The sequence below is a fragment of the Bradyrhizobium sp. USDA 4369 genome, assembly GCF_054056435.1.
The window spans coordinates 3,374,222-3,389,833 of sequence record NZ_JBSRYH010000001.1 but is presented as its reverse complement, the minus strand read 5'-3'; the positions used below and the strand labels follow the sequence as shown (position 1 = coordinate 3,389,833).

Sequence of the window (15,612 nt, the reverse complement as noted above, 5' to 3'; positions counted from 1 at the left end):
ACTCTCATGATGGTTGATATCCTGATATTGGGATGAGCATCTGTCAATCAAGGTTCAGGCCTCCGCCGCGGAATCCGCTCACAAGCAATTCAATGGTTTGCGCCCCAACCAAACTTTAAAGACGTCTCATGTCCGCCTTGGTTCCTCGTCCCTCCGCCACACTTCTCACCGCGGCGTTGCTGTGGTCCTGCGCCTCGCTCGGCGCCTGGGCGCAGGACTCTTCGCCCTGGCAGCGTGATGGCCATTCCGCGGTCCGCCTGCTCGCCGGATCGCGCAGCGGACCGGTTGTTCTCGGCGGTGTCGCGTTTCAGCTCCAGCCGGGTTGGAAAACCTATTGGCGCACCCCGGGCGACTCCGGCGTGCCGCCGCGATTCGACTTTTCCCGGTCCGAAAATGTCGACGCGGTGACCGTCCTGTGGCCGGCTCCGACGAAGTTCGACGACGGCGCCGGCGGACACTCGCTGGGCTATCACGATCAAGTCGTGCTGCCGCTGCGCATCGTTGCCAAGAGCGCCGACAAGCCGATGACCTTGCGCGCCGACATCAGCTACGCGGTGTGCGAGAAGATCTGCATCCCCGTCGAAGCGAAGGTCGAGCTCGCCTTCACCAGCGTGGCAAGCACCGAGGACACCTCGCTGTCGGCGGCGCTTGACACCGTGCCGACGCCCGCCAATGTCGGCGATCCCAATCCGTTCACAATCCGCGACATCAAGCGCGACGGCAAGAAGGATGTCATCGTCGACGTCGTCGCGCCCGATAAACGCGGCGTTCATCTTTACGTCGAGGGTCCGACACCGGACTGGTCGCTGCCGATCCCGAGCCAGCGTGACAGCGGGACGCCTGGCATCGCGCGCTTCGCCTTCGAGCTCGACGGTGTCCCGCCGGGCGTCAAGCCCGACGGCGCGGCGCTGAAATTGACGCTGGTCGGCCCCGACAAGGCCTATGAGTTCAACGCCAACCTGCCGTAAGCGGGGCCGACCCAACCGATTCTTAACGTTGCGTTGATAGGAGGGCATGACGGCCGCCCTCCGCGCGGCCCGAGAGCCGGACTTGCCCCGTGGCCGTGATGGATGCCCGCAACGACACCACATCGACAGGCCTCGCAGCCCGGCTGAAGGCGCGCGTCGCGGCGCTCGCGGGCGGCGGTGAAGCATCGCTGACGCAGCGGCTGGCGGCGCTGATCTTCCTCATCCGCGTGCTCAGCGCCGGCCTTGCCTATCTCAGCCAGATCCTGCTCGCGCGCTGGATGGGCGGCTCGGATTACGGCGTCTATGTCTATGTCTGGACCTGGGTGCTGCTGCTCGGCAGCATGCTCGATTTCGGCATCGCCTCGTCGGCGCAGAAGATCATCCCCGACTATCGCACGTCCGGCCAGCACGCGCTGCTGCGCGGCTTCCTGTCGGGCGGCCGCTGGCTGAGCCTGGCCACCTCCGGCATCGCCGCCCTGCTGCTCGCCGGACTGATCGCGCTGCTGGCGCCATGGATCGAGGAGAGCGAGCGCCTGCCGCTCTATATCGGTTGCCTGACCTTGCCCGCTTTCGTGGTCGCCAACACCCAGGACGGCATCGCGCGCTCGCATGATTGGATGACGCTCGGACTGATGCCGCAATTCATCATCCGCCAGGGACTGATCATCGGCTTCACCGCAGGCGCCCTGGTGCTCGGCTTTCAGCTCGGCGCCAGCGCCGCGATGGCCGCCAGCGCCGCCGCGGTGTGGATTGCGATGCTCGGCCAGATGCTGGTGCTGAACCGGCGGCTCGATCGCCACGTCGAGGTCGGGCCGAAGCAATATGATCTGCGCGGCTGGCTCGCGGTGTCGCTGCCGATCCTGCTGGTCGAGAGCTTCTATCTGCTGTTGTCCTACACCGATGTCCTGGTGCTGCAGCAGTTCCGCTCCTCCGAGGAGGTCGGCGTCTATTTCGCGGTGGTGAAGACGCTTGCGCTGGTGTCGTTCATCCACTACGCGATGTCGGCGACCACGGCGCATCGCTTCGCCGAATATCACGCGCTCGGCGACAAGGCACGGCTGTCGGCCTATGTCGCGCATGCGATCCAATGGACGTTCTGGCCGTCGCTCGCGGCGACCCTGGTCCTGCTTGCGCTCGGCAGGCCGCTGCTGTGGCTGTTCGGCGCTCAGTTCACCGCGGGTTACGACATCATGTTCATCGCAGCCATCGGCCTTGTCGTGCGCGCCGCGATCGGCCCGGTCGAGCGCCTCTTGAACATGCTGGGCCAGCAGCGCGCCTGCGCCTCCGCCTATGCGGCTGCCTTCGTCATGAACCTCGTGCTGTGCATCGTGCTGGTGCCGCGCTTCGGCGGCCACGGCGCCGCGGCGGCGACCTCGCTGTCGCTGGTGTTCGAGACGGTGCTTTTGTTCCGCATCGTCAAGCGACGGCTCGGCCTGCACGTTCTCGCCTTCGGCAAGGCGTCCTGACGCAGGTTCCGTGACGGACCCGCGACATCAGATGTTCATGCTCGAACCGGCGCGCTGCCGTCGCCTCTCGCTCGCGTAGCGATCACGCAAGTGTTGAGTGCAGTGCCATGATTTGGGCGCGATCCTCCGGACACATGGTTCCATCGCGCGGGGGAGATGAAGATGTCGAGACTGGGGCTCGCACTATCGCTGGCTGGATCATTGCTGCTGTCCGGCTGCATGGAAGCGACGCTGTCGCCGACGACTGATGCCGCCCTGACACCCCGCGACAAGCAGTTGCTGGCGCGCGCGCCCTATGCCGAAGCGCAGATCCCGGAACAGTTCCAGCGCCACATCGTCGACTTCTCGCGTCAGGAGCAACCGGGCACGATCATCGTCGATACCGATGCGCGCTTCCTCTATTATGTCCTGCCCGACGGCAAGGCGGTCCGCTACGGCGTCGCCGTCGGCGAGGAAGCGATGGCGTTCTCCGGCGTCGCCACCGTCGGCAAGCTGGCGGAATGGCCCGACTGGGTTCCGACCGCCGATATCCAGGCCCGCCTCGGCCCCTATCCGAAGCGCGTACCAGGCGGTCCGGCTAACCCGCTCGGTGCCCGCGCGATCTATCTCTACGAGGGCAACAAGGACACGCTGTATCGGATCCACGGCACCAACCAGCCGGAATATATCGGCCAGGCCATCTCGTCCGGCTGCATCCGCATGACCAATACCGACGTCGCTGACCTCTACAACCGCGTGCAGATGGGATCGACCGTGGTCGTGCTGCCGCCCGGCCAGAGCGTCGCCTCCACCAATGCCAACATCTTCGCGCGCCGCAGCTGATTCTAGCCGTAGCGCAGCTTCAGGCCGAGGATCGTCGCCACCAGGGCCAGGGTGATCAGGTTGGCGACGACCAGCGGCAGGTCGCTGATCAGCGCCCCGTAGAGCAGCCACATCGCGTTGCCGGTCGTCAGCAGCACGAACATGCCGGCCGAGATGTCCTGGGTCGAGCGCGACCGCCAGGCCTTGATGACCTGGGGCAGGAACGAGCATGTGGTGCAGGTGGCGGCGCCGAGGCCGATGATGGTGGTCAACAAGATGGAAGGTCCGTGCCGCTGGTCGTGGAAACGCACGCTTGTAGAATGGCGCGCGCCGAAGCGAAACCCGCTTCGGCGCAAAACTGGCCATTTGCTTGAGCGCACAGCGTTGCCACATCCTGCGTCATTCCCCGCGAACGCGCGGATCCAGTACGCCGCGGCCTCTCGACCCATCACAGGCGCCGGTGGTTACCGGATCGCCCGGTCGAGCCGGGCGATGACAGCGGGATGATCGGCGGGCGACGTCTTACGCGGCGGTCCAGCCGCCGTCGATCGAGAGGTTGGTGCCGGTGATCTGTGACGCCTCGTCGCTGCACAGGAACAGCGCCAGCGCTGCGACCTGATCGACCGTCACGAACTCCTTGGTCGGCTGCGCCGCCAGCAGCACGTCGTTGATGACCTGCTCCTTGGTGAGATTGCGCGCCTTCATGGTGTCGGGGATCTGCTTCTCGACCAGCGGCGTCCAGACATAGCCCGGCGAGATGCAATTGCAGGTGATCTTGAAGGTCGCGAGTTCCAGCGCCACGGTCTTGGTGAGACCGGCGATGCCGTGCTTGGCCGAGACATAGGCCGACTTGAACGGCGAGGCGACCAGCGAGTGCGCCGACGCGGTGTTGATGATGCGGCCCCAGCCGCGCTTCTTCATGCCGGGCACGGCGGCGTGGATGCCGTAGAACGCCGAGGACAGATTGATCGCGATGATCTGCTCCCATTTCTCCGGCGGGAAGTCCTCGACCGGCGAGACGAACTGGATGCCGGCATTGTTGACCAGGATGTCGACCGAGCCGAACGTGCTCTCGCCGAGCGCGATCATGCCGGCGATCTCGGCCGGCTTGCTCATGTCGGCCGGCGAATGCACGGCCTTGACCTTGAACTCGCTCTCGATGGCGGCGCGCTCCTTCTCGATGTCGGCGGCAGCGCCAAAGCCGTTGAGCACGATGTTCGCCCCGGCACTGGCAAAGCCGCGCGCAATGGCGAGTCCGATGCCGCTGGTCGAGCCGGTCACCACGGCGGTCTTGCCCTTCAAGTTCGTCGTCATTGCTTCACTCCTTCTTGGCGGCTGCGAGGCTGCCATCCTGCGTGAGATCGTAGGTGACCATGGTCTCGCCGGACTGCGGCCGCTCCAGCCAGTCCTTGTGGCGCATCGACTGGTGGACGTCGCGCACGCCCGCGTCCCAATGCTCGACCATCGCGACATGGGAAAAGTCGTAGTCCTTCGAGGAGGTCTCGTAGGTCTTGCTACGGTAGATCAGGTGCACCACCGTCACGGTGTTCTCCTGCGCCGCCTTGCACAGGATTTCGAGCGCGGGATCATTGCGCAGCTCCTCCGGCAGCTTGGCATAGAGCTCGCGGAACGCCTTGCGCGTGTTGTGGATCATGCGGTTCTTGTCGGTATTCATCCGCGTCCGGCTAGAATAGCGGATGTCCTTCTCGCGCTCGGCCGCCTCCAGCAAGGTGCGCGGCAGCTCGCCGCGCGCGGAGAACAGATCGACCTGGAAGATCAGCAGGTCACGATCGGTCTCGGTGTCGAGCACGTAGTCGAGCGGCGTGTTCGAAGCGATGCCGCCGTCCCAATAATGCTCGCCGTCGATCTCGACCGGCGGAAAGCCCGGCGGCAGCGCGCCTGAGGCCATGATGTGCTCGGGGCCGATGCGCTTGCCCTGCTTCTTGAATTCGACATTGTCGAAATAGGTGAAATTGCCGGTGGTGACGCCGACGGCGCCGACCGACAGCCGCGTCTTCAGGTCGTTGATGCGATCGAAATCGACCAACCGCTCCAGGGTCCGCTTCAGCGGCGCGGTGTCGTAATAGCTGACGGATTGCAGGCTGCCGGCCGGCCACAGCGGCGCCGGCGGAAAGCGTGGCGTGAAGAAGCCGGGCACGCCGAACGCGGCGATCAGCGCCGCGCTGGCCTCGTTGAACGCCGAGCGGTGATGGTCGCCATTGAGCAGCGGCTTCCATGGCACCGGGGAGGACACCATCTCCCAGAATTCCTTGAGCCGGCCGACGCGCTTGTCGCGGTCATTGCCCGCGATGATCGCGGCGTTGATGGCGCCGATCGAGATACCCGCCACCCACTCCGGCTCGAAGTCGAAGTGACATAGCGCCTGATAGGCGCCGGCTTGATAGGAGCCGAGCGCGCCGCCGCCCTGCAGGACGAGGACTCGTTGCGACTGGGTGGGAGTGGCCGGCTGCGGGGGAAATGGATGTTGCGTCATTTACGGCGGTCATTAGCAAAACATGGCGCCAGCGTGGCGTCACTTCGCGGTGACGTCAATCCATCCCAAGGAGAGGTTCCTGCTCCGGACGATCGCTGCGCAAGGCGGCAGCGAACTTGCCTGTCAGGAGGGCCTTTTACCATCGGGCGCGGCCAGGATCATGGTCCAGAAGACCTTGTACTTGGTATTCGGAGCATAGCTCGCCGCGATGCCTATTTTTGTGACACCCGTCTTCAGCATGTTGGCCCGATGCGGTGGCGAGTCGCGCCAGCCGGAAAACGCTTCCGCCAAGGTGTGGTAGCCGGCCGAGACGTTCTCCACCGCCACCGTCGCATCATAGCCCACATTGTTCAGCCGCTTGGCCAGCGGGGCCCGGACGTCGTGATCGAGCTTGTTCTTGTCGGCCATCGCCTGCGACTGCGACTCCGCCAGCCGCATCAGTTCCGGATCGACCTCGACCATGCCGAGCCCGTTGTTCTGACGGTATTGCGAGATCATCGTCGCCGCAGCGGCCGCGTCGAGCTTGGCCCCGGCGACCGCCATGTCGGCATACATGGTCGGCGCCTGCACGACGGGCGTTTCAGCCGCGCAGCCGGCGAGCAGCGATGCGATGGAAAGAGCGAGAGCCAGACGCTTCAATGAACCAGTCCCTGTGCGGAGAAGAGAGGCGGGTTGTTGCACATCAACCGTGGCTGAAAGGTGAATCGACGGTAAGTTCCATTGGTGCAATTCGAGCCATTTCGGCCGGCAACGGCTCGTCACCCCTATGGGCGGGGCGGTCAAGCAGGCTTGGACGATGGCGATCCTCAGTCCGATCCGCGGTCCCATCGCGCTCGCTTAGGCTGGGTGCCGGGCACGACATCCAGCAAACGGTGTCGTCCCGGCCCCGCGCCGGGACCCATACGCCGCGGCGGTCGTGGTGAAGCACGGTGCCGACAGAACGGGCTCAACAATCAACGTCACGGCGTATGGGTCCCGGATCGGCGTCCGCCAACGCTTTCGCGTTAGCGGACTTGTCCGGGACAACACCGGTGTCCTGATCGGCAATATTGGCCAGCGACCTGTCTTCGAGCCTGAGCTCGGCCCGCCACTAACCGCCCGCAAAGATCCGATAATGCCGCGGCTTGAGGCCGATGCGGTCGCCGATCTTGAGTTCGCGGTCGCGCGGGGCGTCGATCTCGATCGTGGAACCTTCGGTCAGCGCGATCTCGGCGCGCTGCACCGGGCCAAAGCTGCGGACATGGGTGATGGCGCCATGCAGGGTGCCGCTGTCAGCCGGGCCGATCACCATGTCGTGACGGCGCACGAACAGCGTCGATGCCCCGGCTGCATCGCCGGGCGCAGCCAGATCCAGCGGCCGGCCGTTGAGATGCACGGCGCCGCCGGAGACCTCCACCGGCAGCATGATCGACTCACCGATGAAGCCATGCACAAAGGCCGTGGCCGGAGCGTCATAGACGTCGTTCGGCGAGCCGACCTGTTCGATGCGCCCCTTGTCCATCACCACAACCCGATGGGCGACCTCGAGCGCCTCCTCCTGGTCATGCGTGACGAAGATTGAGGTGACGTTGATCGAGTGATGCAAGGTGCGCAGCCATTGCCGCAGCTCCTTGCGCACCTTGGCGTCGAGCGCGCCGAACGGCTCGTCGAGCAACAGGATGCGCGGCTCGATGGCGAGCGCACGCGCCAGCGCAATGCGCTGGCGCTGGCCGCCGGAGAGCTGGCTCGGATAGCGGTCGGCGAGCCAGTCGAGCTGCACGAGGTCGAGCAGCTCCTTCACGCGGGCACGGATCTGCGCCTCGCTCTTGCGGATGCGGCGCGGCTGCACGCGCAGGCCGAAGGCGACGTTCTCGAACACGCTCATGTGTCGGAACAGCGCATAGTGCTGGAACACGAAGCCGACATGGCGCTCGCGCGCGCCGCGGTCGAGCGCGTTCTCGCCGTCGAACAGGATCTCGCCGGCATCCGGCCATTCCAGCCCGGCGATGATCCGCAACAGGGTCGTCTTGCCGGAGCCGGACGGGCCGAGCAGCGCCAACAGTTCGCCATTGGCGACCTTCAGGTCGACGCCGTCGAGCGCCTTGAAGGTGCCGAAGGTCTTGACGACGCCCCTCGCTTCAATGGTCATGAGGCAGGTCCCCGTCGATGTTGCGTTCGAGAATGGTCTTGGCGACCAGCGTGATCAGCGCGAGCATGGCGAGCAGCGAGGCGATCGCGAACGAGGCGACCATCTGGTACTCGTTGTAGAGGATCTCGACCAAGAGCGGCATCGTGTTGGTCTCGCCGCGGATGTGGCCGGAGACCACGGAAACCGCGCCGAACTCGCCCATCGCACGCGCATTGCAGAGCAGCACGCCGTACAGCACGCCCCATTTGATGTTGGGCAAGGTGACGCGGAAGAAGGTCTGCAGGCCGGAGGCGCCGAGCGAGATCGCGGCCTCCTCCTCCTGCGTGCCCTGCTCCTGCATCAACGGGATCAAAGCGCGGGCGACGAACGGGAAGGTCACGAACACGGTGGCCAGCGCAATGCCTGGGAAGGCGAACAGGATCTGCAGACCGTGGCTCTGCAGCCAGGGCCCGAAGAAACCTTGCGCGCCGAACAGCAGCACGAAGACGAGACCCGAGATCACCGGGCTCACCGAGAACGGCAGGTCGATCAGCGTGATCAGGAAGGTCTTGCCGGGAAAGTCGAATTTCGCGATCGCCCAGGCGGCCGCGAGGCCGAACACCAGATTGGTGCCGACCGAGACCGCGGCGACGGCGAGGGTGAGGCGGATGGCGGACCACGCCTCGGGGTCGGCCAGTGCGGACAGATAGGCGGCGATGCCCTTGCCGAACGCCTCCACGAATACGACCACCAGCGGCAGCACGACGAACACCGACAGGAAGCCGATCGCCAAGGTGATGAGGGCGATGCGAACCACGGTCGGCTCGGCGCGCGGATCACGCCGGGCGGCAATCTCGACATGGCTGGGCTGCGCCGGCCGGTCCGGCGCCCGTTGCAGGGTCATCTCGATGCTCATGGCGCGGCCTCAACTGGACGCCTGGGCCTGCGCCCAGCGCTGCAAGCGATTCACCGCGAAGATGATCACGAATGCCACCACAAGCATGACCACCGCAATGGCCGTCGCGTCGGCGTAGCGGAACTCGGACAGGCGGATCACGATCAGGAGCGGCGCGATCTCCGACATGTTCGGCAGATTGCCGGCGATGAAGATCACCGAGCCGTACTCGCCGACGGCGCGGGCGAAGGCGAGCGCGAAGCCGGTCAAAAGCGCCGGCATCAGGCTGGGCAGGATCACCTTGGTGACGATGTGCCAGCGGTTGGCGCCGAGGCTGGCGGCGGCCTCCTCGATCTCAGGGTCGAGATCGATCAGCACCGGCTGCACGGTGCGGACCACGAAGGGAATGCCGATGAAGATCATCGCGATGAAGATGCCCAGCGGCGTGAACGCCACCTTGATCCCCATCGCCGCCAAGGGCGCGCCGAGCCAGCCCTTTTGCGCAAACAGCGCGGTCAGCGCCACGCCGGCGACCGCCGTCGGCAGCGCGAACGGCACGTCGACAATGGCGTCGAACAGCCGGCGGCCCGGGAAGCGGTAGCGCACCAGCGCCCAGACCACGATCATGCCCATCACCAGGTTGACGAGAGCCGCGGCAAAGGACAGTCCGAAGGAGATCTTGAGTGCGCTCAAGGTGCGCCGGCTGGTGACGATGCCCCAGAACTGATCGAGGCTGAGCTCGGTCGAGCGCACGAACAGCCCGGCCAGCGGAATGAGCACGATGAGAGACAGCCAGGTCAGCGTCAGCCCCATGGTGAGACCAAAGCCCGGCAAGGTGCTGCGTCGTGGTGCGAGAACGCTCAAGAAGCCACCTGGCTCATTCCCACCTGGCTCATTTCCATGGGGCTCATTCCCTTATTGTCCGCCTCGGTCCTCAAATCAGTTCTTGTAGATCTGATCGAAAATCCCGCCTTCGCCGAAGTGATCCTTCTGCGCTTTGGTCCAGCCGCCGAACACGTCGTCGATCGTGAACAGGTCAACCTTGGCAAACGCCTCGCTGTACTTCTTGGCGACGTCCGGATCGCGCGGACGGTAGAAGTTGCGTGCGGCGATTTCCTGGCCTTCCTTCGTATACCAGTACTTCAAATAGGCCTCGGCGACGGCCTGAGTGCCCTTTTTGGCCACGACGCTATCGACGATGGCAACTGGCGGTTCAGCCAGGATCGACAGCGACGGCGAGATGATCTCGAACTTTTCCTTACCGAATTCTTTCAGCGCCAGATAGGCCTCGTTCTCCCAGGCCAGCAGCACGTCGCCCACCCCCCGCTCGACGAAGGTGACGGTCGCGCCCCGGGCGCCGGTGTCGAGCACGGGAACGTGCTTATAGAGGTCCGCCACGAACTGCTTGGCCTTGTCGGCCGAGCCGGTCTTCTTCAGCGCATAGCCCCAGGCGGCGAGATAGTTCCAGCGGGCGCCGCCGGACGTCTTCGGATTCGGCGTGATGACATCGACGCCGGACTTCAACAGATCGTCCCAATCCTTGATGCCCTTTGGATTGCCCTTGCGGACCAGGAACACGATCGTCGACGTGTAGGGTGAGGCGTTCTGCGGCAGGCGCTTCTGCCACTCCTTGTCGAGCAGCCCCTTGCCCGCGATCGCGTCGATGTCGTAGGCCAGCGCCAGGGTGACGACATCGGCCTGCAGGCCATCGATCACGCTTCGCGCCTGGGCGCCGGAGCCGCCATGCGACTGCTTGATCTCGACGCTCTTGCCGCTCTCCTTCTTGTAGGCCTCGGCAAACGACTTGTTGAACTCGACATAGAGCTCACGGGTGGGATCGTAGGACACATTGAGCAAATTCACATCGGCAGCAACGGCCGATCCCACCCACGCCAGGCCCGCGACAACCGCCAGAACACGCCGCATCATCCAAGCTCTCCATTTCCAGGCCCGCAATGTTGCAGGCGCGCACCGCAGATCGCCGCATGTGCCGTTCAGAGTCAACGAAACCGGATTTTCTTGTTTCCGACCGGACGTGGGCATTTTGCTACGAAGCGCCCGGCATTGGGATAGCTGTTCTTTGCCGCGACACTATGCCGTCTTGGGCGTCCAAGCAGCCGGCAGGCGACGTCCCAACTACACCGACGACGTCGCCACCGTATGGATGCCGCACTCGGTCTTGCCGCGGCCGCGCCAGCGGCCGGCGCGATCATCCTCGCTCTCATCCGAGCGGCTGGTGCAGGGCATGCAGCCGATCGAGCGGAAGCCGGAGGCCACCAGCGGATGCTGCGGCAGATTGGCCGAACGATAGATCTCGGCGATGTCCTCGCGGGCGACATTGGCGAACGGGTTGAACTTCACCCGGGCGCCATCCTGCTCGACGACCGGAATCGCCGCACGCAAGCCGCCCTGGAAACGCTTGCGGCCGTTGATCCAGGCGGTGAAGGGCGCGAGCGCACGCGCCAGCGGCTCGACCTTGCGGATGCGGCAGCAGGCGTCGGGGTCCGAGAACCACAGATCGTTGTCGGCATCTTCGCGCGCGAGCGCCGTGGCGTCGGGCGCGACCGAGCGCACGTCGCGCAGGCCGAGGATCTCGATCAGCTGGTCGCGATAGGCCAGCGTCTCCGCGAACATGTGCCCGGTGTCGAGGAAGATCACGGGGATCGCGGGATCGACATCGGCCGTGACCTTGAGCAATGCCGCCGATTCCGTGCCGAAGGACGACACCACCGCAAGCCGCTCGCGGCCGATCGCCTGCAACGCGGCGGCGATGACCTGTTGCGGCGAGGCCGTCCGCAGCGTGGCGTCGAGCGCCGCGACCGGCGTGTGCCCGACCGAAGGTGATACAGCCAGCGTGCTCACAGCCCGGCACTCTCCGAATGACGCAGTTGCAGGCGCTGATGCAGCGCCGAGATCCGGCCGTCGCCAGCCGGCTGATAGAACACCGAATAGCGCTTCACGGTCTCGCTGAACGCCTCGGCATCGGCCTGCTTCTTGACATCGAAGGCGTCGAAGCCGGCCCGCAGCATGAACACGAACTGGTCGCGCAGCACCTGTCCGGCGGCGCGCAGCTCGCCGCGGAAGCCGTAGCGTTCGCGCAGCAGGCGCGCCTGGGTGTAGGCACGGCCGTCGCGGAAGCTCGGAAACACCAGAGCGATCAGCGCCAACCGGTCGAGATAGGGGACGAGATCGTCGACGTCACGATTGTTCGGCCAGGTCACGCCGAGCTTGCCGCTCGCGCGGCTCACCAGCGCATCGGGACCTGCGAGGAACCGCGTCTCGGAGACGAGGATCGCGCCCTGCGCCGGCAGATCGGCATCGTCGGTGATACGGACGAACTCGTCCGTGATGATGTGTCCGCCCTTAACGAGTGGCATAAACCCGCTCCCTGAATGGTTCGACCCCGAGCCGCGTCACCGTGTCGACGAACAGCTCCTCGGGGCTCGCGCGCAGCGCAAGATAGGCCTCGACGATGTCCTCGACGACATCGGCGACTTCGGCATAGGGCACCGCGGGTCCGATCAGAGTGCCGAGCACGGCGCCCTCGTCGGCGCGGCCGCCGATGGTGATCTGATAGAATTCCTCGTTGTTCTTCTCGACGCCGAGGATGCCGATATGGCCGACATGGTGGTGGCCGCAGGCGTTGATGCAGCCGGAGATGTTGATGTGCAGCCGGCCGATCAGATTCGCCGTGTCGTGATTGGCGAAGCGGCGGGTGATCTCCTGCGCGATCGGGATCGAGCGCGCATTGGCGAGCGAGCAGTAATCGAGCCCCGGGCAGGCAATGATGTCGGAGACCAGGTTGACGTTGGGGATGGCGAGCCCGATGGCGTCGAGCGCCTTCCACACCGCCGGCAGATCGCGCTTGCGGACATGCGGCAGCGCCAGATTCTGCTCGTGGCCGACGCGGATCTCGCCGAACGAATATTTGTCGGCGATATCGGCGAGCGCATCCATCTGGTCGGCGGTCGCATCGCCGGGCGGCTTGCCGATCGGCTTCAGCGACACGACCACGATCGCATAGCCCTGCACCTTGTGGGCGAACACCGAGTTCTTGCGCCAGGCCTCGAACTTCGGATCATGCGCGGCCTGCCGCAGCTCGTCCGGCATGTGCGGCAGCGTCTCATAGGCCGGATAGAAGAAGCGCGACCGGATGTCCTCGACGATGCCATCGTCAAGCTTGAGCACGCCGTCGCGGATCTGCTGCCACTCCTCCTCGACCTCGGCGGCGAACGTCTCGATCCCGAGCTCGTGGACCAGGATCTTGATGCGCGCCTTGTAGATGTTGTCGCGGCGGCCATACTGGTTGTAGACGCGCAGGATCGCCTCGACATAGCTCAGGATGTCGTGGCCATGGACGAACGGCTTGATCGTCTTGGCGATGAAGGGCGAGCGGCCCAGGCCACCACCGACCAGTACCTCGAAGCCGGTCTCGCCCTGCTCATTCTTCAGCAGACGAAGGCCGATGTCGTGGATCTTGATCGCGGCGCGGTCGTGCGCGGACGCCGTGATCGCGATCTTGAACTTGCGCGGCAGGAACGAGAATTCCGGATGCAAGGTCGTGAACTGGCGCAGCAGCTCGGCCCAGATGCGCGGGTCCTCGACCTCGCCCGGGGCGACGCCGGCCCACTGGTCGGAGGTGACGTTGCGCATGTTGTTGCCGGAGGTCTGCATCGACTGGATGCCGACCTCGGCGAGGTCGGCCATCGCATCCGGCAGCTCGGCGAGCTTGATCCAGTTGAACTGGATGTTCTGCCGGGTCGTGAAGTGGCCGTAGCCGCGATCATAGCGCCGCGCGACATGCGCCAGCCGGCGCAGCTGCTCGGACGACAGCGTGCCGTAGGGAATGGCGATGCGGTACATGTAGGCGTGGAGCTGCAGATACACGCCGTTCTGCAGCCGCAGGATCTTGAACTCGTCCTCGGTGAGCTCGCCGGACAGGCGGCGCTTCACCTGGTCGCGGAATTCGGCGACGCGCTCATTGACCAGGGTGCGATCGATGTCGTCATAAGCATACATGAGAGGGCCTTCAGGCTTGAGCCGGGAGCGCGATGGTGGTGCCCGTCAGCCGGATGTGTTCGCGCATATTGCCGGGCTTGACCGCGCCATCCGCCGCGACCTCGACCGGAGCGATATAGGGGCCGATCGCGTTGAGATCATCGGCGACCGCTTCCGACAGCAGCGCGCGCGCGTCGTCGGCGGTGCGGACGATCGCCGCATCGGTCAATTCGTCGGACCAGCTCTTGGTGCCGGTGCGGTAGATCACGGCGCCGTCCCAGGTCCGGTTCGCGGTGATGATCGAGGGACCGGTGATCTTGATCTTCTGTTGCAGCGGGGAGGTCATTCAGACGGGTTCCAGGAGTTTTGCAATCACGCCACTGAGGTTCTGCTGACGCCACGGCGCTGAATGCGCCACGACGTCACCGATGATGAGGATGGCCGGGCCGCCATCGATCTGGCCGACCAGATCCGGCAGCTGATCCAAGGTGCCGACCGCCGCCTGCGCATCCGGCCGCGTCACGCGCGCGAACACGCCGACCGGCGTCTGCGGCGAGCGGCCGGCCGCGAGCAGGCCGGCACGCACGGCGGGCGCCGCCGTCATGCCCATGTAGACGACGACCGTCATCTTGGTATCGGTCAGCGCCGACCAATCGACCGCCTCGGCGTCGCGCTCCTTGTGCGCGGTGAGGAAGGTGATGCGCAGCGCCTTGCTGCGGAACGTCAAGGGCACCTCGAACTGCGCGGCGGCGCCGATGCCGGCGGTGATGCCGGGCACGATGGTGTAGGCAACGCCGGCGTTGCGCAGCGCGTCGACCTCCTCGCCGCCGCGGCCGAACACGAAGGAGTCGCCGCCCTTCAGCCGGACGGCGCGCTTGCCCTCGCGCGCGGCATCAATGAGCAGCTTGTTGACGGCGTCCTGGCCGATGCCGGGCTTGCCGACGCGGCGGCCGACCGGCACGCGCGTGGCGTCGCGGCGGATGCGGTCGAGAATCTCGGGCGTCACCAGTTCGTCATAGTACACGACGTCGGCGTCCTGCAGCGCGCGCAGCGCCTTGATGGTGAGAAGATCGGGATCGCCGGGACCGGCGCCGACCAGGGTCACATGACCGTCGCTGCGGCCGGCATGATCGGCGCCCGCGAACGCGACGGGATCGGCGATGCCGTGCAGCGCCGCCTCGGCTTCGTGCTTCCGCCCCGCCAGCACCAGCGCGCCGATCGGGCCGTCGACGATGCGCTCCCAGAAGCGGCGGCGCAGCGGCATCTCGGGGATGCGCGGATTGATGGTCTTGCGGAAGTCGCCGATGAAGCTCGCGAGCTCGCCGATCCGCGCCGGCAGCAGCGCCTCGATGCGCTCGCGCACGCGGCGCGCCACGACCGGCGACGAGCCGCCGGTGCCGATCGCGACCACGACATCGCCGCGATCGACGATCGCAGGGAAGATGAAGCTGGAATGCGCCAGATCGTCCATCACATTGACGGGCAGACCGACCGCGCGCGCCCGCGCCGACATCGCCACGCCGATATCGCCAGCGCCCGCGCACAGCACTGCAATGACTCCAGAGAGATCCGCGCTCAGCGGATCGCCCTCGGCGCGCGCGATCTGGCCATGATCATCGCGCAGCCCGCCGAGTTCGAAATCACCATCGGTCGCGAACCAGCGGATGCGAGCGCCCGCCGCCAACAACACCCGAAGCTTGGCGCGCACGAGCTCGCCCGCGCCGATCAGCAGCACGGGGCCGGTCTTCAGATCGAGAAACACCGGCAGATATTGCATTGCGCTCTTCGGTTTCGACTCTTCGGGGTTGACTGGAATTATTTTCTATATAAGTGTCCCCGTCGGAACGTAAAGAGAAAAATATTCCTTGGCTTCGCCATAGAAT

The 15,612-nt window shown here is 65.5% G+C and carries 16 protein-coding genes; 3 read left to right on the top strand and 13 right to left on the bottom strand.

What is annotated here, in order from left to right:
• Nucleotides 1-128 precede the first annotated feature (128 nt).
• The 3 genes from ACVIJ6_RS15330 (at nt 129) to ACVIJ6_RS15320 (ending at nt 3,256) form a co-directional block, all read left to right on the top strand.
• The gene (locus ACVIJ6_RS15330; RefSeq protein WP_456773374.1) at nt 129-968 is read left to right on the top strand and encodes a protein-disulfide reductase DsbD domain-containing protein; all 840 of its coding nucleotides are present in this window, start codon (nt 129-131) and stop codon (nt 966-968) included.
• Between the two features lie 89 nt (nt 969-1,057).
• On the top strand, nt 1,058-2,434 hold the full coding sequence (locus tag ACVIJ6_RS15325) for a lipopolysaccharide biosynthesis protein (protein ID WP_456773373.1): 1,377 nt from the start codon (nt 1,058-1,060) through the stop codon (nt 2,432-2,434).
• 162 nt (nt 2,435-2,596) lie between these two features.
• A complete protein-coding gene (locus tag ACVIJ6_RS15320) occupies nt 2,597-3,256 on the top strand; it encodes a L,D-transpeptidase (RefSeq protein WP_172236037.1) in 660 nt (219 codons plus the stop codon).
• Between the two features lie 2 nt (nt 3,257-3,258).
• Here the strand turns inward: ACVIJ6_RS15320 and ACVIJ6_RS15315 are convergent, their stop codons facing one another.
• The 13 genes from ACVIJ6_RS15315 to cysG all read right to left on the bottom strand — a co-directional run bounded on the left by ACVIJ6_RS15315 (nt 3,259) and on the right by cysG (nt 15,506).
• Nucleotides 3,259-3,510, bottom strand: a complete 252-nt coding sequence (locus ACVIJ6_RS15315) for a SemiSWEET transporter (protein WP_456773372.1) — start codon at nt 3,508-3,510, stop codon at nt 3,259-3,261.
• Nucleotides 3,511-3,757: 247 nt separating this feature from the next.
• Nucleotides 3,758-4,549, bottom strand: coding sequence for a 3-hydroxybutyrate dehydrogenase (locus ACVIJ6_RS15310; protein WP_456773371.1), 792 nt, complete (start codon nt 4,547-4,549; stop codon nt 3,758-3,760).
• A 4-nt stretch (nt 4,550-4,553) separates the two neighbouring features.
• On the bottom strand, nt 4,554-5,729 hold the full coding sequence (locus ACVIJ6_RS15305) for a DUF3734 domain-containing protein (protein ID WP_456773370.1): 1,176 nt from the start codon (nt 5,727-5,729) through the stop codon (nt 4,554-4,556).
• 123 nt (nt 5,730-5,852) lie between these two features.
• Nucleotides 5,853-6,368, bottom strand: coding sequence for a CAP domain-containing protein (locus ACVIJ6_RS15300; RefSeq protein ID WP_456776994.1), 516 nt, complete (start codon nt 6,366-6,368; stop codon nt 5,853-5,855).
• 451 nt (nt 6,369-6,819) lie between these two features.
• Nucleotides 6,820-7,857, bottom strand: coding sequence for a sulfate/molybdate ABC transporter ATP-binding protein (locus ACVIJ6_RS15295; RefSeq protein WP_456773369.1), 1,038 nt, complete (start codon nt 7,855-7,857; stop codon nt 6,820-6,822).
• Nucleotides 7,847-8,752, bottom strand: coding sequence for a sulfate ABC transporter permease subunit CysW (gene cysW / locus ACVIJ6_RS15290; protein ID WP_456773368.1), 906 nt, complete (start codon nt 8,750-8,752; stop codon nt 7,847-7,849). Before cysW ends, ACVIJ6_RS15295 begins: the two co-directional genes overlap by 11 nt.
• Nucleotides 8,753-8,761: 9 nt before the next feature.
• Nucleotides 8,762-9,595: a sulfate ABC transporter permease subunit CysT gene (gene cysT, locus ACVIJ6_RS15285; RefSeq protein WP_456773367.1), complete on the bottom strand. Its 834-nt coding sequence runs from the start codon at nt 9,593-9,595 to the stop codon at nt 8,762-8,764.
• Nucleotides 9,596-9,670: 75 nt separating this feature from the next.
• On the bottom strand, nt 9,671-10,660 hold the full coding sequence (locus ACVIJ6_RS15280; protein WP_456773366.1) for a sulfate ABC transporter substrate-binding protein: 990 nt from the start codon (nt 10,658-10,660) through the stop codon (nt 9,671-9,673).
• A gap of 207 nt (nt 10,661-10,867) precedes the next feature.
• Complete coding sequence (locus tag ACVIJ6_RS15275) at nt 10,868-11,593, bottom strand: phosphoadenylyl-sulfate reductase (RefSeq protein ID WP_456773365.1); 726 nt, start codon at nt 11,591-11,593, stop codon at nt 10,868-10,870.
• Nucleotides 11,590-12,108 carry a DUF934 domain-containing protein gene (locus ACVIJ6_RS15270; protein ID WP_456773364.1) on the bottom strand — a complete coding sequence of 173 codons (519 nt, stop codon included), beginning with the start codon at nt 12,106-12,108 and terminating at the stop codon, nt 11,590-11,592. The genes ACVIJ6_RS15275 and ACVIJ6_RS15270 overlap by 4 nt, the downstream gene beginning before the upstream one ends.
• Nucleotides 12,095-13,750, bottom strand: a complete 1,656-nt coding sequence (locus ACVIJ6_RS15265) for a nitrite/sulfite reductase (RefSeq protein ID WP_456773363.1) — start codon at nt 13,748-13,750, stop codon at nt 12,095-12,097. Before ACVIJ6_RS15265 ends, ACVIJ6_RS15270 begins: the two co-directional genes overlap by 14 nt.
• A 10-nt stretch (nt 13,751-13,760) precedes the next feature.
• Nucleotides 13,761-14,075: a DUF2849 domain-containing protein gene (locus tag ACVIJ6_RS15260; protein ID WP_456773362.1), complete on the bottom strand. Its 315-nt coding sequence runs from the start codon at nt 14,073-14,075 to the stop codon at nt 13,761-13,763.
• On the bottom strand, nt 14,076-15,506 hold the full coding sequence (cysG, locus tag ACVIJ6_RS15255) for a siroheme synthase CysG (RefSeq protein WP_456773361.1): 1,431 nt from the start codon (nt 15,504-15,506) through the stop codon (nt 14,076-14,078).
• Nucleotides 15,507-15,612 lie beyond the last annotated feature (106 nt).

Bases quoted from the DNA above. Each gene is read 5' to 3' on its own strand.
- ACVIJ6_RS15330 (WP_456773374.1), top strand. From the start codon at position 129: ATGTCCGCCTTGGTTCCTCGTCCCTCCGCCACACTTCTCACCGCGGCG.
- ACVIJ6_RS15320 (WP_172236037.1), top strand. From the start codon at position 2,597: ATGTCGAGACTGGGGCTCGCACTATCGCTGGCTGGATCATTGCTGCTG.
- ACVIJ6_RS15310 (WP_456773371.1), bottom strand. From the start codon at position 4,549: ATGACGACGAACTTGAAGGGCAAGACCGCCGTGGTGACCGGCTCGACC.
- ACVIJ6_RS15305 (WP_456773370.1), bottom strand. From the start codon at position 5,729: ATGACGCAACATCCATTTCCCCCGCAGCCGGCCACTCCCACCCAGTCG.
- ACVIJ6_RS15295 (WP_456773369.1), bottom strand. From the start codon at position 7,857: ATGACCATTGAAGCGAGGGGCGTCGTCAAGACCTTCGGCACCTTCAAG.
- cysW (WP_456773368.1), bottom strand. From the start codon at position 8,752: ATGAGCATCGAGATGACCCTGCAACGGGCGCCGGACCGGCCGGCGCAG.
- ACVIJ6_RS15280 (WP_456773366.1), bottom strand. From the start codon at position 10,660: ATGATGCGGCGTGTTCTGGCGGTTGTCGCGGGCCTGGCGTGGGTGGGA.
- ACVIJ6_RS15270 (WP_456773364.1), bottom strand. From the start codon at position 12,108: ATGCCACTCGTTAAGGGCGGACACATCATCACGGACGAGTTCGTCCGT.
- ACVIJ6_RS15265 (WP_456773363.1), bottom strand. From the start codon at position 13,750: ATGTATGCTTATGACGACATCGATCGCACCCTGGTCAATGAGCGCGTC.
- ACVIJ6_RS15260 (WP_456773362.1), bottom strand. From the start codon at position 14,075: ATGACCTCCCCGCTGCAACAGAAGATCAAGATCACCGGTCCCTCGATC.
- cysG (WP_456773361.1), bottom strand. From the start codon at position 15,506: ATGCAATATCTGCCGGTGTTTCTCGATCTGAAGACCGGCCCCGTGCTG.